The organism is Pseudomonas sp. BS3782 TE3695 (assembly GCF_050435305.1).
Lineage (GTDB): Bacteria > Pseudomonadota > Gammaproteobacteria > Pseudomonadales > Pseudomonadaceae > Aquipseudomonas.
Map to the genome: position 1 here is coordinate 5,839,885 of NZ_JBNDKB010000001.1, position 21,264 is coordinate 5,861,148.

General features: G+C 57.5%; 24 protein-coding genes and 1 pseudogene. 10 read left to right on the plus strand and 15 right to left on the minus strand.

Going from position 1 to position 21,264, the window contains the following annotated elements:
- Positions 1-71: 71 nt before the first annotated feature.
- Genes ABH909_RS26460 through ABH909_RS26470 form a run of 3 tightly spaced genes read right to left on the minus strand, consistent with a single transcriptional unit; the run spans position 72 to position 2,234 of the window.
- Positions 72-743 carry a PP2C family protein-serine/threonine phosphatase gene (locus tag ABH909_RS26460; RefSeq protein ID WP_429438801.1) on the minus strand — a complete coding sequence of 224 codons (672 nt, stop codon included), beginning with the start codon at positions 741-743 and terminating at the stop codon, positions 72-74.
- On the minus strand, positions 740-1,438 hold the full coding sequence (locus ABH909_RS26465) for a hypothetical protein (protein ID WP_429438804.1): 699 nt from the start codon (positions 1,436-1,438) through the stop codon (positions 740-742). The genes ABH909_RS26460 and ABH909_RS26465 overlap by 4 nt, the downstream gene beginning before the upstream one ends.
- Position 1,439: 1 nt before the next feature.
- A complete protein-coding gene (locus ABH909_RS26470) occupies positions 1,440-2,234 on the minus strand; it encodes a MarR family transcriptional regulator (protein WP_429440115.1) in 795 nt (264 codons plus the stop codon).
- 454 nt (positions 2,235-2,688) lie between these two features.
- Between ABH909_RS26470 and ABH909_RS26475 the strand changes: the two genes are divergently transcribed.
- Positions 2,689-3,015: a DUF3077 domain-containing protein gene (locus ABH909_RS26475; protein ID WP_429438807.1), complete on the plus strand. Its 327-nt coding sequence runs from the start codon at positions 2,689-2,691 to the stop codon at positions 3,013-3,015.
- Positions 3,016-3,256: 241 nt separating this feature from the next.
- Here ABH909_RS26475 and ABH909_RS26480 read toward each other — a convergent pair whose 3' ends face one another.
- On the minus strand, positions 3,257-5,158 hold the full coding sequence (locus ABH909_RS26480) for a potassium transporter Kup (RefSeq protein WP_429438810.1): 1,902 nt from the start codon (positions 5,156-5,158) through the stop codon (positions 3,257-3,259).
- Between the two features lie 290 nt (positions 5,159-5,448).
- Here ABH909_RS26480 and rimO point away from each other — a divergent pair, with 290 nt between their 5' ends.
- From rimO to tsaA, 6 genes are all read left to right on the plus strand, one after another.
- On the plus strand, positions 5,449-6,786 hold the full coding sequence (gene rimO / locus ABH909_RS26485; protein WP_008072723.1) for a 30S ribosomal protein S12 methylthiotransferase RimO: 1,338 nt from the start codon (positions 5,449-5,451) through the stop codon (positions 6,784-6,786).
- A 111-nt stretch (positions 6,787-6,897) separates the two neighbouring features.
- Entirely contained in the window at positions 6,898-7,371 is a 474-nt protein-coding gene (locus ABH909_RS26490; RefSeq protein ID WP_429438814.1) for a GNAT family N-acetyltransferase, read from the plus strand.
- Positions 7,372-7,561: 190 nt separating this feature from the next.
- Positions 7,562-8,272 carry an rRNA pseudouridine synthase gene (locus ABH909_RS26495; protein WP_429438817.1) on the plus strand — a complete coding sequence of 237 codons (711 nt, stop codon included), beginning with the start codon at positions 7,562-7,564 and terminating at the stop codon, positions 8,270-8,272.
- Between the two features lie 75 nt (positions 8,273-8,347).
- Complete coding sequence (locus ABH909_RS26500; RefSeq protein ID WP_008010137.1) at positions 8,348-8,818, plus strand: DUF1456 family protein; 471 nt, start codon at positions 8,348-8,350, stop codon at positions 8,816-8,818.
- A gap of 273 nt (positions 8,819-9,091) precedes the next feature.
- Positions 9,092-9,862 carry an SDR family oxidoreductase gene (locus ABH909_RS26505; RefSeq protein ID WP_429438819.1) on the plus strand — a complete coding sequence of 257 codons (771 nt, stop codon included), beginning with the start codon at positions 9,092-9,094 and terminating at the stop codon, positions 9,860-9,862.
- A 184-nt stretch (positions 9,863-10,046) separates the two neighbouring features.
- Positions 10,047-10,748 (plus strand): tRNA (N6-threonylcarbamoyladenosine(37)-N6)-methyltransferase TrmO, encoded by a 702-nt coding sequence (gene tsaA / locus ABH909_RS26510; protein ID WP_429438822.1) that lies wholly within the window; start codon positions 10,047-10,049, stop codon positions 10,746-10,748.
- A gap of 211 nt (positions 10,749-10,959) precedes the next feature.
- Here the strand turns inward: tsaA and fpr are convergent, their stop codons facing one another.
- Complete coding sequence (gene fpr / locus ABH909_RS26515) at positions 10,960-11,739, minus strand: ferredoxin-NADP reductase (protein ID WP_003443014.1); 780 nt, start codon at positions 11,737-11,739, stop codon at positions 10,960-10,962.
- Between the two features lie 121 nt (positions 11,740-11,860).
- On the opposite strand from fpr, the gene ABH909_RS26520 reads away from it, so the two are divergent.
- A complete protein-coding gene (locus tag ABH909_RS26520) occupies positions 11,861-12,787 on the plus strand; it encodes a LysR family transcriptional regulator (protein WP_429438825.1) in 927 nt (308 codons plus the stop codon).
- Here the strand turns inward: ABH909_RS26520 and ABH909_RS26525 are convergent.
- From ABH909_RS26525 to ABH909_RS26535, 3 genes are all read right to left on the minus strand, one after another.
- Complete coding sequence (locus tag ABH909_RS26525) at positions 12,784-13,146, minus strand: diacylglycerol kinase (protein WP_007907286.1); 363 nt, start codon at positions 13,144-13,146, stop codon at positions 12,784-12,786. The two genes, ABH909_RS26520 and ABH909_RS26525, sit on opposite strands and share 4 nt — an antisense overlap.
- Before the next feature lie 75 nt (positions 13,147-13,221).
- Positions 13,222-13,872, minus strand: coding sequence for a response regulator transcription factor ErdR (gene erdR / locus ABH909_RS26530; RefSeq protein WP_429438828.1), 651 nt, complete (start codon positions 13,870-13,872; stop codon positions 13,222-13,224).
- Positions 13,873-14,114: 242 nt separating this feature from the next.
- Complete coding sequence (locus ABH909_RS26535; RefSeq protein WP_429438831.1) at positions 14,115-14,858, minus strand: tRNA-uridine aminocarboxypropyltransferase; 744 nt, start codon at positions 14,856-14,858, stop codon at positions 14,115-14,117.
- A 189-nt stretch (positions 14,859-15,047) separates the two neighbouring features.
- Between ABH909_RS26535 and ABH909_RS26540 the strand changes: the two genes are divergently transcribed.
- Complete coding sequence (locus tag ABH909_RS26540) at positions 15,048-15,473, plus strand: PA3611 family quorum-sensing-regulated virulence factor (protein WP_123499350.1); 426 nt, start codon at positions 15,048-15,050, stop codon at positions 15,471-15,473.
- Here ABH909_RS26540 and ABH909_RS26545 read toward each other — a convergent pair whose 3' ends face one another.
- The gene (locus ABH909_RS26545) at positions 15,474-15,668 is read right to left on the minus strand and encodes a hypothetical protein (protein WP_305448436.1); all 195 of its coding nucleotides are present in this window, start codon (positions 15,666-15,668) and stop codon (positions 15,474-15,476) included. It lies immediately after the preceding gene.
- A gap of 488 nt (positions 15,669-16,156) precedes the next feature.
- Here ABH909_RS26545 and ABH909_RS26550 point away from each other — a divergent pair, with 488 nt between their 5' ends.
- Positions 16,157-17,275, plus strand: coding sequence for a TIGR00730 family Rossman fold protein (locus ABH909_RS26550; protein ID WP_429438835.1), 1,119 nt, complete (start codon positions 16,157-16,159; stop codon positions 17,273-17,275).
- Between the two features lie 42 nt (positions 17,276-17,317).
- Here ABH909_RS26550 and recX read toward each other — a convergent pair whose 3' ends face one another.
- The 6 genes and pseudogenes from recX to ABH909_RS26580 form a co-directional block, all read right to left on the minus strand.
- Positions 17,318-17,785, minus strand: coding sequence for a recombination regulator RecX (gene recX / locus ABH909_RS26555; RefSeq protein WP_429438837.1), 468 nt, complete (start codon positions 17,783-17,785; stop codon positions 17,318-17,320).
- Positions 17,786-17,793: 8 nt separating this feature from the next.
- Positions 17,794-18,846 (minus strand): recombinase RecA, encoded by a 1,053-nt coding sequence (recA, locus tag ABH909_RS26560; RefSeq protein ID WP_007907270.1) that lies wholly within the window; start codon positions 18,844-18,846, stop codon positions 17,794-17,796.
- Positions 18,847-18,929: 83 nt separating this feature from the next.
- Complete coding sequence (locus ABH909_RS26565; protein WP_429438840.1) at positions 18,930-19,430, minus strand: CinA family protein; 501 nt, start codon at positions 19,428-19,430, stop codon at positions 18,930-18,932.
- A 193-nt stretch (positions 19,431-19,623) separates the two neighbouring features.
- On the minus strand, positions 19,624-20,187 hold the full coding sequence (locus ABH909_RS26570) for a glycoside hydrolase family 19 protein (RefSeq protein WP_429438842.1): 564 nt from the start codon (positions 20,185-20,187) through the stop codon (positions 19,624-19,626).
- A gap of 215 nt (positions 20,188-20,402) precedes the next feature.
- A complete protein-coding gene (locus ABH909_RS26575) occupies positions 20,403-20,750 on the minus strand; it encodes a phage holin family protein (protein ID WP_095631646.1) in 348 nt (115 codons plus the stop codon).
- A gap of 181 nt (positions 20,751-20,931) precedes the next feature.
- Positions 20,932-21,052 (minus strand): annotated as a pseudogene (locus tag ABH909_RS26580) (DUF642 domain-containing protein); the annotation flags it as partial.
- Positions 21,053-21,264: the final 212 nt, after the last annotated feature.

The window sequence follows — 21,264 nt, forward strand, 5'->3', positions numbered from 1 at the left end:
TTTTTTACATGTACAAACATGAAGTGCTATCAGCAAGCCTGACTTTATGTCGATGCTCTGTGATTCCAAGGCTAAAGCTGAACATCTATCCACGTTACGTCGTCTTCAACAGCGATAAAGTCGCCATCTGGAGCAGCCAGCAAGCTGCTTTGCTGAGACTCCGTTAACTCCGCCCAAAAGCCATCGGTTACGAACACCAGTCGCTCACCGACGGCCAATTGATGAAAGACAAAGTCAGGGTCCGGGGCACGATTAACCTTCAGGCACCGGGTTACCCTGTTTCGAGCCGGATCTTGCGCCAGCTCACAGTGCGAACGGTCGCGCCTCCAATTGGCCTTGCAGTGAGGCGGCGTAATCCACTCGATGGTGCCTGCCGGTGTCACTACACCGCACGAACAGTCCCCCTCATACGCAAGCGTGAGCTTCCCATGAGCAGCAAAACCGATCAGGTAACACGTAGTCCCTGTCTGGCCCGCATACAAAGTGGGGTGAAGCTCGGCCAGCACTGAACCAAGTACTTGCTCAACTGCTCCATGCTCAGTGATATCACCCTCCCGATCCATGTGTTTCGGGTAGGCCGCTAAAACACCTTTTACGAAACATTCAGCCAGTCGGCCGCTGCCGGGCTTCGACGTGCCGTCCGTGATGACGAACAGCCCTGTGTCGCCGTCGCACAAAGCTCCAGCACAGTCATGATTGGCTTTCCTGGTCCGTCCGATGACTGACCTGGTCGTGTATCTCATGCGTTGCCCAGATCCTTCATGCGCCTGTGGATGATTCGCCCTCTACCCGGATTAGCCTGCACCGAGCCCGAGCTTTCAATCACGTAGTCGATACCACTGAGCACCGTGAGTTTTCGAATTCCAGTCGTGATGAAGTCCTTGAGTTCAGGCTCAGCCTGGCGAACTTCTTCCAAAAGCTCTGTACGACCATCAATCAAGATGATGATGTCTTCGACGTCTTTGTGGTACGGGTCGCCCTCACCGCGACCGCTAAAGGCCTCTAGCTTCGTCGCAAGAAAGTAGGTCGGTTTGAATATCTGGATGACCGTACCGCTGGGCAATGTAAATTTATCAGCCCTCGACAGCCCCTCCACGAACCAACGGTTGGCATATCCGAGAACTTCGGGGTCAGAAGGCATCACGTCAACGACGACGTCGTTGAAGCGGAAACGACAGTTGACTTCATCCTCACCGGTGATCTTGAAGTTCTTGGCCGCCAGCCGTTCTGTGAGGTGTTGCCAGGCGCTAATGCCTGCCAGCTCGATCACCAAGTCAACATCATCGGTGAAACGAATGTCATCCAGAACAGCAGCATCAGTGACCAGCATGGCTGTGGTGCAACCGCCGACAAAGGCAACCTCAGCAAGAAACGCCTCCCCCAAGCCGTCTGCAACAAATTCTATGAGCTCATAATTGTGATCAGCGTTTGATGACATGTTATTTCAGCCCCATCCCTGCTTTTAGAATGCTAACTGCCACACCACACTCTCGTGGGCCACCAAGACGGATCGCATCAACAAGCGCTAGATAGTGGTAAAGAATTCTGTCCTTCTTCACCGCTTCCGGCACAGTTTTGTAGAGCGGCTCTATCGCCTGACCACGCTCAGTTCCGAGTGCATCAGGCCAAACCGGAATAAGCCCGCCAGCGCTCTTGATGCTTTTGGACAGCGCGGGTGCGGCGAAGCCGGTTGGAATACCGCGAACCATCGCGCCCGGCTTCACGGGGAAAAAGTATTTCAGAGCGTACTCGGTGATTTTCAGCAGCTCTCGCCGATTAACTTTCGCAAGCCCGGTGTCGTAGTCATTGGTAAGCATTCCGGACTCACGGCACCTGGCTATAGAGTTTGAAATCTCGCTTTTGCTTAGCCCAAGGGACGCAGACAACGCACGCAACGAGTAACCTTCACTCCACCTCGCCAGCGACGGAGAAGATACAGGCTCCAGCCACCCTTCCCACCCATCCTCGTCGCCCAAAGGTGAGTCGAACTCCTGGCGGTGGAATACAGTTTCTTCATCATCAGCGGGGTAGGTGACTAGCGGCTGCCCCACTCGCCCCCCAGCCGTCATTCGATTTATCTGCTGGGGCTTCAACAATTCCTCAACCATGCTCGAATTCGACTCAAGCTCCATCTTCCCAAAAAGATTTTCTTCCTGGGCATGTAGGCTAGCCATCTTGAATAAAAGCAAAATGTCTTGACTCTTCATGAAGCTAAAAACTCCGAGTGTCCACATTTCATAAAACGTGGACACTTGTCTCATTGGAAATATCGATCCGTCAAGCCCATCCGATATTTATCAGGTTTCACCGGGAACCTGCCCCGCCGCGTTTAGTTTTGTTTGCTTCAAAGTATCGCAATATCGGATGACACCCGCAGACCTTGTAGGCAAACTCCGAATCGTCCTTTTTGGGCACTTTGACGCCTTGTTGCGCTTTTCTTCGACGGGATACTCTCCGGACGTCACTGACCATTCAGTGATCGGGCTTGGAAACCCGTCGAGTTAAGTACAACAGCGCCCCCCATCAGTACGGTAGCGGCTTTTACGCTGCGATCCTGTTATGGCGGCTGTGCGTGGGACGCCTTCGGGCGTGCCGGTTCCTTAGCTCCCGGTTTTCCAACCTGCGCACAGCTGCCACCCATTCGCTTGGAAACGAATGTGGCCGCTCCCTCGGGTTAAGGAGTTAGACATGAGCAAAACAGATTCGCCCACCCCCTCAGAACTGAAAACCATCGGCTTCACGCCACTCATCTACTGCTCCGATCAGGCATTATTCAACGTCCGCGCCGGCGTCCCCATCGTTGATGCCTTGTCGCAAGCCTCCGACCTGTTGTTCCTCGCCAAATCATTTGCCGAGGATGCGGCCTACATAAAAGACGCCGACCGCCACGCCTGGGCTGCGCATTATCTGACGGCGATGGGCAAGGCCGTGATTGATGATGTGGTGAAAGTACTGACACCGCGACCTGTCCGGACAAAGACTGAATCTGAAGAAGCGCTGCCTGGAAGTCAGTAAAGGCACAGGGACGGAAAAGCCGCGTAATCACGCGGCTTTTTCATTCCAGCAGACACCGCAGATCCCTGTGGGAGCGGGCTTGCTCGCGAAAGCGGACTGTCAGGCGACATCAATGTTGAATGTTGGTCCGTCTTCGCGAGCAAGCCCGCTCCCACAAGGGATCTCCTCGACTCCCCAAAATGTACTCCGACACAAAAAAGCCCCCGCTACCTTCATGGCAACGGGGGCTTTTTGTTGTGGCTTACATTTCGACTTGTGTACCCAACTCAATCACCCGATTCAACGGCAAATTGAAGAAGCGCAAATTGCCGTTGGCATTCTTCAACATGAAGGCGAACAGCGTCTCGCGCCAGCGGGCCATGCCTTCGAGTTTGGAGGCGATGACCGTCTCGCGACTGAGGAAGTAAGTGGTGCGCATCGGGCTGAAATCCAGGTTATCCAGATGGCACAGTTTCAAGGCTTCTGGCACGTCCGGCTCGTCGGTGAAGCCGAAGTGCAGGATTACCCGGAAAAAGCCCTCGCCGTAGGAATCGACCTCGAAACGTCGTTGCGGCGGGACGCGCGGGATGTCTTCGTACACCACCGTCAGAAGCACCACTTGCTCGTGCAGCACCTGGTTATGCAGCAGGTTATGCAACAGCGCATGAGGCACGGCATCCGGGCGAGCGGTGAGAAAAATGGCCGTGCCCTGGACCCGATGCGGCGGTTGCACGCGGATGCTGCTGATGAAGATCGGCAGCGGCAGCCCGCCTTCGTCCATTCGCTCCACCAGCAGTTGCTTGCCGCGTTTCCAGGTGGTCATCAACACGAACAGCGCGATACCGGCAATCACCGGGAACGCACCGCCCTGGACAATTTTCGGCACGTTGGCGGCAAAATACAGACCGTCCACCAACAGGAAACCCAGCAACACCGGGACCGCAAGAATCGGTGGCCACTTCCACAACAGCAACATGACCGCCGACACCAGGATGGTGGTCATCAGCATCGTGCCCGTCACCGCCACGCCGTAGGCCGAAGCCAACGCGCCGGAGGACTCGAAGCCCAGCACTAGCAGGATCACGCCAACCATCAGCGCCCAGTTCACCGCGCCGATATAAATCTGCCCTTGTTCGGCACTGGACGTGTGCTGGATGTGCATGCGTGGAATGTAGCCGAGCTGGATCGCCTGACGGGTCAGCGAGAACGCGCCGGAGATGACCGCTTGCGAGGCAATCACCGTGGCCATCGTCGATAATCCCACCAAGGGGATCAACGCCCAGCTTGGCGCCAGCAGATAGAACGGGTTGCGGGCGGCTTCCGGATCACCGAGCAGCAACGCGCCCTGACCGAAGTAGTTCAGCACCAGAGCCGGCAGCACCAGAATGAACCAGGCCCGGGCGATCGGTTTGCGGCCGAAGTGGCCCATGTCCGCGTACAACGCCTCGGCACCGGTCAAGGCCAGCACCACGGCGCCAAGAATCGCGATCCCCATGCCCGGGTGGACCATGAAGAAGCGTACGCCCCACACCGGATTCATCGCCTGCAACACTTCCGGATGCTGACTGATGCCATACACGCCCAGCGCACCCAGCACCAGAAACCAGGTGACCATGATCGGCCCGAACAGAATGCCGATCCGTGCCGTACCGTGACGCTGAATCAGGAACAACGCCACCAGCACGATCAACGACAGCGGCACCACCCAGTGGTCGATGCCCTCGAATGCCAGCCCCAGACCTTCAATCGCCGAAAGCACGGAAATCGCTGGCGTGATCATGCTGTCGCCATAGAACAGCGCCGCGCCGATCAGCCCGCAGACCACCAGCAAGGTACGCAACTTCGCATGCCCCGCCGCTGCCCGTCGCGCCAGCGCGGTCAAGGCCATGATCCCGCCCTCGCCCTGGTTGTCGGCACGCAGCACAAACATCATGTATTTGATGGAGACGACCCAGATCAGCGACCAGAAGATCAGCGCCAGAATGCCCAGCACGCCGTCATGGTTGACCGGCACGCCATAATCACCGGAAAACACTTCTTTGAGGGTGTACAGCGGGCTCGTGCCGATATCGCCATAAACCACCCCGACTGCTGCGACCAGCATGCCGATCGGCTTCGCCGCCGAATGCTCGCTGGGCGCCACCTGACTACTTGCCTGCCCCATCCAAAAACTCCTACTGCTCTGACTCGGACTTCTTATAAGAAGCACTATGCTTTGTGGCGCAGCATGCGCTGTTTTACTTGTTGTTACAGACGTTTTATTGACTGTAGAGAATCGGTAAAGCGTAAAGGCGCGAAGCATAGCGCAGCACTCGTCGCATTTCCCTGCATAAAGCTGGTCAAGTTCGCCACTCACCGCTAGAATTGCGCACTTTTTGACCAGAGACGCAACATAGCGTCCGTCTGTCGCCTTGCCGTCTTCGGCTGGAGGCGTCACAAATACCGAGGTTAGACATGTCCACCACTCCTGCGCCGGCCAATCCAAAAGTTGGCTTCGTATCCCTGGGTTGCCCCAAAGCACTGGTCGACTCCGAGCGCATCCTTACCCAGCTGCGCATGGAAGGCTATGACGTAGTGTCCACTTATCAGGACGCCGACGTCGTGGTGGTCAACACTTGCGGCTTCATCGATTCGGCCAAGGCAGAGTCTTTGGAAGTGATCGGTGAAGCCATCAAGGAAAACGGCAAGGTCATCGTGACCGGCTGCATGGGCGTCGAAGAAGGCAACATTCGCAACGTGCACCCAAGCGTGCTGGCCGTGACCGGTCCGCAGCAGTACGAGCAAGTGGTCAACGCCGTACACGATGTAGTGCCGCCGCGTCAGGATCACAACCCGCTGATCGACCTGGTACCGCCGCAGGGGATCAAACTGACCCCGCGCCACTACGCCTACCTGAAGATTTCCGAAGGCTGCAACCATAGCTGCAGCTTCTGCATTATCCCCTCGATGCGCGGCAAACTGGTCAGCCGCCCGGTCGGTGACGTGCTTGACGAAGCCCAGCGCCTGGTCAAGGCCGGCGTCAAAGAGCTGTTGGTGATTTCCCAGGACACCAGCGCCTACGGCGTCGACGTGAAATACCGCACCGGCTTCTGGAACGGCGCGCCGGTTAAAACCCGCATGACCGAACTCTGCGAAGCCCTGAGTACCCTCGGCGTCTGGGTACGTCTGCACTACGTTTACCCGTACCCGCACGTCGACGAGCTGATCCCGCTGATGGCCGCCGGAAAAATCCTGCCGTACCTGGACATCCCGTTCCAGCACGCCAGCCCGAAAGTCCTCAAAGCCATGAAACGCCCGGCCTTCGAAGACAAGACCCTGGCGCGGATCAAGAACTGGCGCGAAATCTGCCCGGACCTGATCATCCGTTCGACCTTCATCGTCGGCTTCCCTGGCGAAACCGAAGAAGACTTCCAGTACCTGCTGAACTGGCTGACCGAAGCGCAGCTGGACCGCGTTGGCTGCTTCCAGTACTCGCCGGTCGAAGGCGCACCGGCCAACCTGCTGGACGCGGCCATTGTGCCGGACGACGTCAAGCAAGACCGTTGGGACCGCTTCATGGCGCACCAGCAAGCCATCAGCTCGGCACGTCTGCAAATGCGCATCGGCCGTGAAATCGAAGTACTGGTCGATGAAGTTGACGAGCAAGGCGCGGTTGGCCGTTGCTTCTTCGATGCCCCGGAAATCGACGGCAATGTATTCATCGACAACGGCAGCAATTTGAAGCCAGGCGACAAAGTCTGGTGCAAAGTGACCGACGCCGACGAATACGACCTGTGGGCTGAACAGATATAAACGCAAAAAATACGAAAAGCCCCGCTCTCTTGACGAGATGCGGGGCTTTTTTACGTCTATCGTTTTGTGAGAGAAAGCACTCGCGTTTCCACGAAAGAGAGGCCAGCGGGCATGCGCCAATACTCGGTCATTCACACACCGAAACAGAGCGACTACGAAGAACTCACCCAAGTGTGGGAAGCCTCGGTGCGCGCCACCCATGACTTTCTGCCCGACAGTTACATCGAACTGCTGAAGAACCTGGTGCTGACCCGCTACCTCGACGCGGTGATGCTGATCTGCACCAAAGACTCACGCCAACGCATCACCGGGTTCGCCGGTGTGGCGGCGGGCAAGATCGAAATGCTCTTCATCGACCCGACGCATCGCGGCAAAGGCCTGGGCAAACAATTGCTGCGCTATGCCATGGAACACCTGAACGCCGATGAACTGGACGTCAACGAACAGAACCCGCAGGCGTTGGGGTTTTACTTCAAACAGGGTTTTGAGGTGATCGGGCGCTCCGAGCACGACGGTATGGGTCAGCCGTATCCGTTGCTGCACATGCGTTTGCGTCAAAACCAGCAAAGTTCACAGCATGGCTGACACAACACGGAACAAATGTGGGAGCGGGCTTGCTCGCGAATGCGGTGTGTCATTCACCAGATAAATTGACTGATCTACCGCCTTCGCGAGCAAGCCCGCTCCCACAAAAAGCCGTACAGCGCAAATGGAGCCGGGATTAACCGGCGCCCAGCAGGTACAATGCCCACCCCATTTTTGTTACGGCCCTGTCATGACTGACCCGATTCGTCTCTCCAAACGCCTCATCGAACTCGTCGGCTGTTCCCGTCGGGAGGCTGAGCTGTTCATCGAGGGCGGCTGGGTCACCGTGGACGGCGAAGTCATCGACGAGCCGCAGTTCAAGGTCGACACCCAAAAAGTCGAGCTCGATCCCGAAGCCAAGGCCACCGCGCCGGAGCCGGTGACCATTTTGTTCAACGTCCCTGCGGGCATGGACGCGGAAACGGCCATGGCGACCATCAGCGCCGAGACCCTGAGCGAAGAACACCGCTACGGCAAACACCCGCTCAAGGGCCACTTCCTGCGCCTGACCGCCAGTACCGATCTGCAGGCCAATGCCAGCGGTCTGCTGGTGTTCACCCAGGACTGGAAGATCCTGCGCAAACTCACTGCCGACTCCGCCAAAATCGAGCAAGAGTATGTGGTCGAGGTTGAAGGCGACATGGTGGCTCACGGCCTCAACCGCCTGAATCACGGCCTGACCTACAAGGGCAAGGAACTGCCGCCGGTCAAAGCCAGCTGGCAGAACGAAAACCGCCTGCGCTTTGCGATGAAGAACCCACAACCGGGCGTGATTGCCCTGTTTTGCCAGGCCGTGGGCCTGAAGGTCGTCGCCATCCGCCGCATCCGCATCGGCGGCGTGTCCATCGGCAAAGTGCCGTTGGGGCAATGGCGCTACCTGTCCGGCAAAGAAAAGTTCTAAGACTTTTCACGCCGCCCTACATTTCGGCGCCGCGGCTTATGCGACGCCCACTGCTGAATATCAGGATTGCACACCATGATTCATAACGACGTACTGCGCAGCGTGCGCTACATGCTCGACATCAGCGACAAGAAAGTCATCGAGATCATCAAGCTCGGCGGCATGGACGTGTCCATGGAAGACCTGCTGACCTACCTTGATAAGAAAGAGGAAGACGAGGAAGGCTTCGTACGCTGCCCGGACGAAGTCATGGCGCATTTCCTCGATGGCCTGGTGATCTTCAAGCGCGGCAAGGACGAAAGCCGTCCGCCGCAGCCGATCGAAGTGCCAGTGACCAACAACATCATCCTGAAAAAACTGCGCGTAGCCTTCGAACTGAAAGAAGACGACATGCACGCGATCCTCAAGGCGGCCGAGTTCCCGGTGTCCAAGCCTGAGCTGAGCGCGTTGTTCCGCAAGTTCGGCCATACCAACTACCGCACCTGCGGCGATCAGTTGCTGCGCAATTTCCTCAAAGGCCTCACCCTGCGCGTTCGACCGCAGTAACGTGCGGGACGGATCTTATCTGTGAACGCTGTGTAGGAGCTGTGTAGGAGCTGTCGAGTGAAACGAGGCTGCGATCTTTTCTTGTCCACTTGAGTTCCAAGCGAAAGATCAAAAGATCGCAGCCTCGTTTCACTCGACAGCTCCTACACAGCTCCACACCTCTTACGCCTCCTACAGGGGTATATGGCCCCTCATTCCTCGCAAAAATAGTGGCTCCGCTTCTGGCGGCTGACGACTAGGGTGTACTGACCCTTTGCCCTCAGGACTCGCCCTATGCACCCGTATTTTTCTCTCGCAGGCCGCACCGCTCTGGTGACCGGCGGCACCCGCGGTATCGGCAAAATGATCGCCAAGGCTTATGTCGAGGCTGGCGCCGCGGTGTACGTGTGCGCCCGCGATGCCGACGCCTGTCAGCAAACTGCCAACGAACTGAGTGTCTTCGGGATTTGTCACGCGGTAGCTGCCAACCTGGTTCACGAAGAAGGCGTCCAGCAATTGGCTGCGCACCTGAGTGAGCAGATCGGTCAGTTGGATATTCTGGTGAACAACGCCGGTACCACGTGGGGCGCACCGCTGGAGAGTTACCCGGTCAAGGGCTGGGAAAAGGTCATGCAGCTGAACGTGACTTCGGTGTTCAACTGCATCCAGCAATTTCTACCGTTGCTGCGCAAGGCCGGTTCGGCGGCGAATCCGGCACGGATCATCAACATTGGTTCGGTCGCAGGGATTTCGTCCTTCGGCGAACAAGCGTATGCCTACGGCCCGAGCAAGGCTGCCCTGCATCAACTGTCGCGGATTCTGGCGCGGGAGCTGGTGAGCCAACACATCAACGTTAATGTGATCGCACCGGGACGTTTTCCGAGCAAGATGACGCAGCACATTGGCAATGATGAGCAGGCATTGGCCGAGGACATGGCGCTGATTCCGATGAAGCGTTGGGGGCGGGAAGAAGAGATGGCTACCTTGGCGATCAGTTTGGCGAGTACGGCCGGGGCGTATATGACTGGGAATATTATTCCTTTGGATGGTGGGTTTAGCCTTTAATCCGTGGTGCGCCCTTCGCGAGCAAGCCCGCTCCCACATTGGGTCTCCTGTAGCCGCACCATTTGTGGCCAGCATCAATCCAGTGTGGGAGCGGGCTTGCTCGCGAAGGCGATCTGTCAGTCACCGCCGACCCAAGGGTCAATCGGGTATCATGCCCGCCCACCCCCCGCTTCGACCCCAAACCATGACCTACAGCGTTTCCCCCATCGGCTTCGTGCGCTCCTGCTTCAAGGAGAAGTTCGCCATTCCGCGCCAGCCGCAACTGGCCCCAGCCGCTCGAGGTGTGCTGGAACTGGTGGCACCGTTCGATCAGGGTGATGCGGTGCAGGGGCTGGAGCAGGTCAGCCACGTGTGGCTGCTGTTCCTGTTTCACCAAGCCCTGGAAGAAAAACCACGCCTGAAAGTCCGCCCGCCACGCCTGGGTGGCAACAAATCCATGGGCGTATTCGCCACTCGGGCGACGCACCGACCCAATGGCATCGGTCAATCTGTGGTCAAACTGGACAAGGTCGAAGCCAATCGGCTGTGGATCTCCGGCATCGACCTGCTCGACGGGACGCCGATTCTCGACATCAAACCCTACGTGCCTTACGCCGACATCATCAACACGGCATCCAACAGCATCGCCAGCGCCCCGCCATCGCTGATTCCCGTGCAATGGACGGACACAGCGCTGCAACAGGCTCACGACCATGCTCAACGGCTTGATGAGCCCTTGGTCGAGCTGATCGAACAATGCCTGGCACAAGACCCACGCCCGGCGTACCAGATTCCTGCGCCAGAAAGGGAATACGGCGCGCAGTTCTGGGATGTGGATGTGCGCTGGCATTACCCCACGCCTGACCTTATCCGCGTGCTCGAAGTCATTCCCGTCTCCAACCTGTAGGAGCTGTCGAGTGAAACGAGGCTGCGATCTTTTGATCCTGTTTTTAAAAGCAACATCAAAAGATCGCAGCTTCGTTTCACTCAGCAGCTCCTACAGGTTTGTGTCAGGCATAAAAAAGCCCCCATTGCCTGCACAGGCAATGGGGGCTGATCGTTCCCACGCTCCGCGTGGGAATGCATCCAGTGACGCTCTGCGTCACCCAAACAACGGCTTACTTCTCGACGAACGCACGCTCGATCAGGTAATCACCCGGCTCGCGCATCCGCGGCGAAACTTTCAGGCCGAAGCTGTTCAACACTTCGCTGGTTTCGTCGAGCATGCTCGGGCTACCGCACAGCATGGCGCGGTCGTCCTGCGGGTTGATCGGTGGCAGACCGATGTCGCTGAACAGCTTGCCGCTGCGCATCAGGTCGGTCAGGCGGCCTTCATTCTCGAACGGCTCGCGGGTCACAGTCGGGTAGTAGATCAACTTGTCACGCAGCGCCTCGCCGAAGAACTCGTTCTGCGGCAGGTGCTCGGTGATGAACTCGCGGTAAGCGACTTCATTGACGTAACGCACGCCGTGGCACAGGATCACTTTTTCGAAACGCTCGTAGGTTTCCGGGTCCTGGATGACGCTCATGAACGGTGCCAGACCGGTACCGGTGCTGAGCAGGTACAAATGTTTGCCAGGCTTCAAGTCATCCAGCACCAGGGTGCCGGTAGGCTTTTTGCTGATGATGATCTCGTCGCCTTCCTTCAGATGCTGCAGCTGGGAAGTCAGCGGGCCATCAGGCACTTTGATGCTGAAGAACTCGAGATGCTCTTCCCAGTTCGGGCTGGCAATCGAGTAAGCACGCATAAGCGGGCGGCCGTTGGGCTGTTGCAGGCCGATCATCACGAACTGACCGTTCTCGAAGCGCAGGCCCGGATCGCGGGTGCACTTGAAGCTGAACAGAGTGTCGTTCCAGTGGTGAACACTGAGGACACGCTCGTGGTTCATGTTGCTCATGTACGTGGGACTCCTGGAGATTTGCCTGCGCCGATGATGTGCGCAATTGCAGCGCATTCTAATGGCAGCGACAATATCTGTTAACTGGATTATTAAGATAAGGGTTATCGGTTATATCGATATGCGATTTACTCTCCGTCAACTTCAAGTATTCGTCGCCGTCGCCCAGCAGGAAAGCGTATCCCGTGCTGCATTGACGCTCAACCTCTCGCAATCGGCGGCGAGCACCTCGATCACTGAGCTAGAGCGTCAGTGCAGCTGCCAACTGTTTGATCGCGCCGGCAAACGGCTGAGCCTCAACGCTCTCGGCAAACAACTGTTGCCGCAGGCGGTGGCCCTGCTCGATCAGGCCAAGGAGATCGAAGACTTGCTCAACGGCAAGTCCGGTTTCGGCTCTTTGGCGGTCGGCGCGACCCTGACCATCGGCAATTACCTCGCCACTCTACTGATCGGCAGCTTCATGCAGCGTCATCCGGAAAGCCAGGTGAAGCTGCATGTGCAGAACACCGCCAACATCGTGCAACAGGTTGCGCATTATGAAATTGATCTGGGTCTAATCGAAGGCGACTGCAGCCATCCGGACATCGAAGTGCAGAGTTGGGTCGAAGATGAACTGGTGGTGTTCTGTGCGCCCCAGCATCCGCTGGCCAAACGTGGCATCGCGACCATGGGGGCGCTGAGTCATGAGGCGTGGATTCTCCGCGAACAAGGCTCGGGCACACGGCTGACGTTCGACCAGGCCATGCGACACCATCGCAGCGCGCTGAACATTCGCCTGGAACTGGAACACACCGAAGCAATCAAGCGCGCGGTGGAATCAGGTTTGGGAATTGGCTGCATTTCGCGCCTGGCGCTGCGCGATGCGTTCCGCCGCGGCAGCCTGGTGCCCGTGGAAACACCGGATCTGGACCTGGCGCGGCAGTTCTATTTCATCTGGCACAAACAGAAATATCAGACATCGGCGATGCGCGAATTCCTCGAACTGTGCCGCGCATTCACCGCCGGGGTTCAGCGCAGCGACGAGATCGTTCTGCCCTCCATCGCTTAAAGCAGAATCACCGCCCACACCAGCGCGATCATGCTCAACGCCACGAATTGAGCAGCGCTGCCCATGTCCTTGGCGTTCTTGGACAGTGGATGCAACTCCAGTGATATGCGGTCGATGGCTGCTTCCACCGCCGAATTGAGCAACTCGACGATCAAGGCTAACAGGCAGACTGCAATCAGCAGCGCCTGCTCGACACGGCTGACATTGAGGAAGAATGACAGCGGAATCAGGATGGCATTGAGCAACACCAGTTGCCGGAAGGCCGCTTCACCGGTGAAGGCCGCGCGCAGACCGTCCAGGGAGTAACCAGAGGCGTTGAGGATGCGTTTGAGGCCGGTCTGGCCTTTGAAAGGTGACATAAAGTAGGCAACTGACCAAAAAGGAGTGGGAAAGCTAGATGAAGCAAAGTCAAAAAAGCGTGAACACGTAGCGCCTTAGTTGCTCGAAATTGACTCAAGTTGTTGCAAGAGCAGCGCTGCCTGAGTCCGGGTCCGCACATTCAGCTTACGGAAAATGGCCGTGACGTGGGCCTTGATCGTCGCTTCGGAAACGCTCAACTCGTAAGCAATCTGCTTGTTCAGCAAACCTTCACAGACCATGGTCAATACACGGAACTGCTGGGGTGTCAGGCTGGCGAGGCCTTCGCTGGCGGCCTTGGCTTCGGCGGAAACACTCACTGCTTCAAAGGCCTGGGGCGGCCAGAACACGTCGCCATCGAGTACCGCGCGTACGGCTTTCTGAATGACGCTCAAATCACTGGACTTGGGAATGAAACCGCTGGCGCCGAATTCACGGGACTTCACCATGATCGACGCTTCTTCCTGAGCCGACACCATCACCACCGGAATCTGCGGGTACTGCCCACGCAACAGCACTAATCCGGAAAAACCGTAAGCCCCCGGCATGTTCAGGTCCAGCAATACCAGATCCCAGTCGGCCTTTTCGTCCAGACGGATTTCCAGCTCGGCAATGCTCGCCACTTCCACCAGACGGACATCCGGGCCCAGACCCATGGTCAACGCTTGATGCAGGGCGCTACGAAAAAGAGGATGGTCGTCGGCAATCAGGATTTCGTATGTGGCCATTTTTCAAATGATCCTGTTTTTTTATGGGACACCCGATGCATTTCAGGCCTCGCCAAAACAACTCGAGGTGCAGCCACGCAGCAGCACCAACAGGGCACGTTCAACGCCAATTACGTAAAAAAAGCAGCGTTTCAAACCTTGGCCGCGCCCTAATCGGCGCCAAGCATGCCCAGCGAAGCCGGGGTGGTCAAGTTGCATGGCCCTGCCAGCAAGCGTGGGTTCTTTTGCAGTATGGGCGATGCTCAGCAAACAAAAGGCGCCGCGTGCTGTACGAAGGGCATCAGCTCGGCATGAGCCGGTGTTGCAACATTCATATCCAACTGATGTTTAGCGTCCAGGTAATGCTGGCTGAACACATCAAAATAAGCGTCCAGCGCCGAGGCAGCGTCTGTATCGCCAGCCAGATCGAGACACAATGCCGCCACTTCGGCCGTGCACAGGTGCTCGCTGCGAGTGGACCTGCGCAGTCGGTACCGTGAAAGCTTCTCGGGAAGCAGGCTCAGAATCGGGAACCCATCAAAATAAGGGCTTTTACGGAAAATCTTCCGGGCTTCGGTCCAGGTGGCGTCCAGCAGGATAAACAGTGGGCGCTTGGTGCTATCGACCTCGACGCTATGGGTAACTCGCTCGGGCTCGACGTATTCGCCCGGAAACACAAGGTATGGCTGCCATTGCGGGTCCGCCAACAGCGCCAGTAATTGTTCATCGATTTCCGTGCGCGACCAGATGAATGCGTGGTTGTCGCGCACCACATCGGCAATCAGCCAACCGGTATTGCTCGGTTTGAACACTTCTTTATTGGTCATGATCAGGCACACCCCGCTACGGGTGTCGACCTGCGGGCGCCAGGCGCACAGGCAGTGGCTTTCGATCACACGGCAGGCCCGGCAACGGGTTGCCCGCCAGCCACGGGCCTGAATCGGCTTGATACCCTCTTCCTCTCGCTGATCGCGCAAGCGGGCTACGGCGTTGGGGGCATGGTTCATCGTTGGCAACACCGGCAGACAGGAAAACTCGACACAAACGGCACTCGGCAAGGCAATAAAGGCCAGCAGTTTATCAGAGCGGCCGGCGCAAGCCTGTACCGTCCAGGCCGCCTCCCCTATAATTCGCCGCCACTGAACGCACAGTCATGTGACAGGTCGAACCACCAGTCACTGAACCAGGAGAGTTTCATGCTGCGCCTTATCGTTCCCACCGCTGCCATTCTGCTGGCGTCGTCCTTCAATGCTCAGGCTGCTTCCTTGAGTGAGCAGAATCTGAACAGAGAGCTGCGAAACGTCGCCGTACAAAGCAGTGTCGGCACTCCACGGGCGATCAACGAAGACCTTCTGGATCAGGGTTATACCGTCGAAGGCAATCAGCTGATCAATCATCTGAGCGTTCAGAGCAGCCACGCCGACAAGATGCGCGCCGATCCGAAAGCCGTGTACTTCCAGCTAGGCGCCTCCGTCTGCCGAAACGAGGGGTTCCGCAAGCTGATGGCCAAGGGAGCGGTCATGCGTTACGACTTCACCGAAGTGAAAACCAACCGTCCGGTCGGCTCCGCAAGCTTCCAGGAGTCGGATTGCCCGAAAGCCACACCGGCCAAGAAAAAGTAACTATCGGGAAGTGGCGCGCCGCTGTTCATCCTCGGCGCGCAGTTCTGCCAACAACGCTTGCAAATAACGCGAACGTCGCTCCCCGCCCCCCAGACGCCGGCAGCACTCCTCTTCGAGACTCAAATGATTGGTCTCGGCTGACAACTTCAGCAATCGATACAATTGCGCATCGATTTCCAGAGTGACTCTGGGCATGGTTCCCGCCTCCGTGCACGCATTGATCGTCTTGATCACGCGATTAAATCCCTGAATTGCTTGAATGTTGCGGCCTGCCATTGATGCAAAATTGTCGTGTTACGCCTGTCATTCAGTAAATCAGAGCGCAGGACATACGGCTTGCGTTCAGACGAGCGGTGAAAGCACCTTGCAAATGGTCAATAAGCGGTTGCCAGGAAAGACTTTGCGGCGCAATGATCAGGCAGCGCAAATCGTTGCGAGGGTCTAAATTCAAAGTGTTCACGTTGATTTTTTACAGGGCAGAAAAGGGGCTGCCCCTTGCGTGTCTTATTGTGCGAATGTTTCTTTCATTCAAGGAATAAGCAGAGCCCGTATGGATGGCTCGATTGCAAACGAGTCAGGTGGAGCGCCCAGGCAAGGGCTTGGGCAGACAGCGACACAAGGAGTGTCGCGGCGCCGACGATTGTTTTGTCGGGCCAAGGGTTCTGCGCAGAAGGAGAAGTTGAATGCCTTACCAACCGAATGACCTCCTAAGCCGTCATTTTCAAGAAAGCGGCCACGACCTCACCAGCAAGGTCGAAGAACAACTCAACCTGGTTTCCCCCAACAGCCCCAACATCCCGATTTACCGCGACATGATCCTGACTGTGCTGCGCATGGCCCAGGAAGATCACAACCGCTGGAATGCCAAGATCACCCTGCAAACCCTGCGGGAACTCGAACACGCTTTCCGTGTGATGGAGCAGTTCAAGGGGCGACGCAAAGTCACCGTTTTCGGCTCCGCCCGCACGCCGATTGAACATCCGCTGTATGGTTTGGCCCGAGAGCTTGGCGCCGCTCTGGCACGCTCGGACATGATGGTCATCACCGGTGCCGGCGGCGGCATCATGGCGGCGGCACACGAAGGTGCAGGCCTGGAACACAGCCTGGGATTCAATATCACCCTGCCCTTCGAGCAGCATGCCAATCCCACGGTCAATGGCACCGGAAATCTGCTGCCCTTCCACTTTTTCTTTACCCGCAAATTGTTCTTCGTCAAGGAGGCCGACGCGCTGGTCCTGTGTCCGGGCGGTTTCGGTACGCTGGATGAAGCACTGGAAGTGCTGACCCTGATACAGACCGGCAAAAGCCCGCTGGTGCCCGTGGTGTTACTGGATGCGCCGGGCGGCAAGTTCTGGCAAGGCGCACTGGACTTCATTCACCATCAACTGGAGGAAAATCGCTACATCCTGCCGACCGACATGAAGCTGTTGAGCCTGGTCTACAGTGCCGAAGAGGCCGTGGAGCAGATCAATCAGTTCTACAGCAACTTCCACTCCAGCCGCTGGCTCAAGCATCAGTTCGTGATTCGCATGAACCACAAACTCAGCGATCGGGCGCTCGAACACATGCAAAAGGCATTCGCCGATTTGTGCCTGAGCGATCATTTCCATCAGCATGCCTACAGCGGTGAGGAGCACGACGAACCGCAGTTCAGCCATCTGGCGCGACTTTCCTTCACTTTCAACGCCCGCGATCATGGCCGTCTGCGGGAATTGGTGGATTACATCAATCTGCCGGAAAATTGGGCCCAATCCAAACCCCAGGCGCAACAACGCGCGCGTGAGCCATTCAAGGTGACGTGAGGCAAAAAAACGGCCCGCTATCGAAATAGCGGGCCGTTTTATTTAATCGTCCATCCCTCGGCCACTGAACAAGCGATTGATCATTTCCATGGAATATCCCCGATAAATCAGGAACCTGCCCTGTTTGGCACGTTCCCTGGCATCTATCGGTAAATGCCCGGAAAATTTGCGTCGCCAGGTGTCTTCCAGTTGTTCCTGCCAGTTGATACCGCTCTCGCGCAAAGCGAGTTCGATGTCAGTGCGTTGCAGGCCGCGCTGGCTCAACTCTTCGCGAATTCGCAAAGGGCCATAACCGGAACGGGCACGATAGGAAACGAAGCTTTCGAGGTAACGGGATTCGGACAGCAGGCCCTCTTCCGTCAAGCGGTCGAGTGCTGTGTCGATCATTTCAGGGAGGGCGCCGCGCTGACGCAGTTTACGCGTCAGCTCGACTCGACCATGCTCGCGTCGCGCGAGCAGGTCCATTGCGGTTCGCCGCACCGCGACGAGTGTATCGAGTACGGCGGTCATCGGATCAATCAGATATCAGCGTCAGCCAGGTCATCAGCCGTCTCTTTGACCGGCGAAGCTTTGACGTCCGGCGCAGGGGTCAGCAACTTGTCACGCAGTTGCTTCTCGAGCTTGGCGGCGATTTCCGGATTGTCTGCCAGGAACTTGGCCGAGTTGGCTTTGCCCTGACCGATCTTGGTGCCTTCATAGGCATACCAGGCGCCGGATTTCTCGACGAAACCGTGCAGCACGCCCAAGTCGATCATCTCACCGTTGAGGTAGATGCCCTTGCCATAAAGAATCTGGAACTCGGCCTGACGGAACGGCGAAGCCACTTTGTTCTTCACAACCTTGACGCGGGTTTCGCTACCGACGACTTCATCACCTTCTTTCACCGCGCCAGTACGGCGGATGTCCAGACGAACCGATGCGTAGAACTTCAGCGCGTTACCACCGGTGGTGGTTTCCGGGCTGCCGAACATCACGCCGATTTTCATACGGATCTGGTTGATGAAGATCACCAGGCAGTTGGCATTCTTGATGTTACCGGTGATTTTACGCAGCGCCTGGGACATCAGACGGGCTTGCAGGCCCACATGCATGTCACCCATTTCGCCTTCGATTTCAGCCTTCGGCACCAGAGCAGCCACGGAGTCGACGATAATCACGTCAACCGCGTTGGAACGCACCAGCATGTCGGTGATTTCCAGAGCCTGCTCGCCGGTGTCTGGCTGGGAAACCAGCAGGTCGTCGACGTTGACGCCCAGTTTGCCGGCATACTCAGGGTCGAGGGCGTGTTCGGCGTCGACGAATGCGCAGGTCGCGCCGGCTTTTTGAGCCTGGGCTATCACCGACAGTGTCAGGGTGGTTTTACCGGAGGATTCAGGACCGTAGATCTCAACGATACGGCCTTTTGGCAGACCGCCAATGCCGAGCGCGATGTCCAGACCCAGAGAGCCAGTGGAAATAGCCGGGATCGCCTGACGGTCCTGATCGCCCATACGCATTACGGCACCCTTGCCGAATTGACGTTCGATCTGACCCAGGGCCGCAGCCAAGGCTTTCTTCTTGTTGTCGTCCATTAAAGTCCTCACGTAATCAATAAGGCCTGACGGCCAACACCTGTATAAGTAGCCAGTATTATTCCACAGCGTTTCAGGATCGCCTACCCCTGATTTGAGATTTCTCCAGCCGTATGCCGCAGCAGCCCCTCTAGCGCGGCCTTCACCGTTTGTCGGCGGACCTCGTCACGGTTACCGGGAAAGTACTGCACCTCGCTGAACACCTGCTCGCCCACACCCCAGGCCAGCCACACCGTGCCCACGGGCTTGCTTGGCGAACCGCCATCCGGCCCGGCTATACCGCTGACCGCCACGGCAAAACGCGCCCGGCTTTTTTCCTGCGCGCCGCGGACCATGGCCTCGACCACCTCGCGACTGACCGCCCCGACGGTCGAAAACAACTCGGCCGGGACGTCCAGTTGCTGGGTTTTCTGGCGGTTGGAATACGTGACGTAACCGGCCTCGAACCACGCCGAACTCCCCGGAATACGGGTGATCGCCTCGGCAATCCCGCCACCGGTACAGGATTCGGCCGTAGTGACGTGGGCATTGAGAACCTGCAAGCGTCTGCCAAGTTCTGCGGCCAGCTGAGTGATATCTTTCACGGCTCTCTCCTGATCGAGCGGAATGAGGCCTACCGTACACGAGCCGATTACGCTTGCAAGGTTCAGGATCAATCAAAATGTTAGCGAGCGAGGCCATAACGCCAGTCCTGCAGTCGCCAGGCCAGCGCCGCCGAGCCGCTGGCCAACACAACCAGAAACACAACAACGCCAATGATGCGGTAAGACATCGGGATCAAACCGAAGGCTGGCATAACACCGCCCTCGCCCGCGCCCAGAGATGCAAGCGATTCTGCAAACCGTTCAGGCCGCCGTTGATGCGGCGGGTGATGCTGTTGAATTGGTCGCGGTCGGCCAGTTCATTGAAGCCATTTTGCTCCCAGAACCAGGCAGCCGATTCAGCGGCCCACCGGGGCTTTTCCAGAAGTCCTGGCAAAAACAGCAAACGATCATCACCGAAGAGTCCGAGACTGCACTGACGGTAATTGTCGCGACCCGTGATCTGAATCAGGCCTCGGCCATGGTATTTTTGACCGTCGCCGTCGGGCTCTGGCGTATTACCCAGGCGCACAGCCAGTGCGCCAGGGTCGTACTTGCTCAAGTATTGAGCGCTGCCCAACTCACGTACGTACTGCAACTGCCCCGACTCGTGACCGATTTGCGCAAGGAACGCAGCGATGCGTTTCGGGGTGTTGATGTTGCGGTGGGTCATGGCGATGTTGAGTGCAGAAATGAAAACGCCTGCTTGGGAGCTGGCGTTGGGCATAACGATCTGTAGTTGTTGCTGCGTAACGGTCATATAGCCTCCAGAATGCCGGCGGCGACTCGATCTACAAGACTTGGGCAGTGATCACGCAGTTGGTCAATCAGTGGAATGATCTTCATAGTGTTTTCACCGGGTAATAAAAAACCGCTTGAGTGCGGGTTTGAAAGGTACTGGCCTTGGGAAACCCGCGTCCGTGCGGGTCGGATGCCGGTAGGCATCGCTGCTCGCCACTCCATTGGGCTTTGTATTCAGTGATCCTGGCGGGTATCTGGCGGCGGCACTTCGCAAACGCCAATCCGCTTGGCCGCCCAGCGCTCATAAAGGCCGATGGCGACGTCCGCTCCGGCCATCGCCGTCAGACAACCGAACGCGCCAGCCGCCCAGATCGACATGCCAGCGGCGTACAGCAGCATGATGGCCGAGACCCCGCAGATCATGCAGGCACCGGATCGCAAGGCCAGACGCCGCAGCAATGACCAGCCGCGAGCGCCCTCCTTGTCGGCGCGCCACATTTCACCAGACACCCCACCCACCAGGGCGAGAACGATGACCAGCCAGATCGGCATGTCCAGCAACGCTTGTTGCTCGTTTGTCATGTCACGCCTCCTGGGGGTGATTAATGAGTAATTGATGGTGTGTTTCGGATGCAGCCTTGGTGAGCAGCGGTCGCCGCTCAAGCGCAGAGAAACGACTGTAAGTCCTGTTGATGGCAGTCGACCAGGGGGTTAAACAGGCTCAACGATTACGTTATCGATGAAGGAAAAGTTGGCGCGGACGGGCAGGCATATTGAAGTACTCGGCACCGGACAGAAACGTCGTCCACCCGTGATGAGTTGGCTTGCTCCGTGGTATCCAGTATGCAACTACCGCTGCAGCCTGACTGTTCAAAGCTGCCGCTGAACGAGGTGGGCATTCCAAAAAGCCCGGCGCTAACCGGGCTTTTCAGAATGCGATCCTTCGCGTTGACCTTTCGGCGCTACTGGCGCGGTACGAGTCCATTCAAATTGTTTTTCCGACCGCGGTCCCTGCCCGCCGGATAACTGCTTGTGGTGCTTTACGCTGCACACCCGGGTCAGTTGCCAACCCTCTGAACCGTTGAGGCCGGTTCAT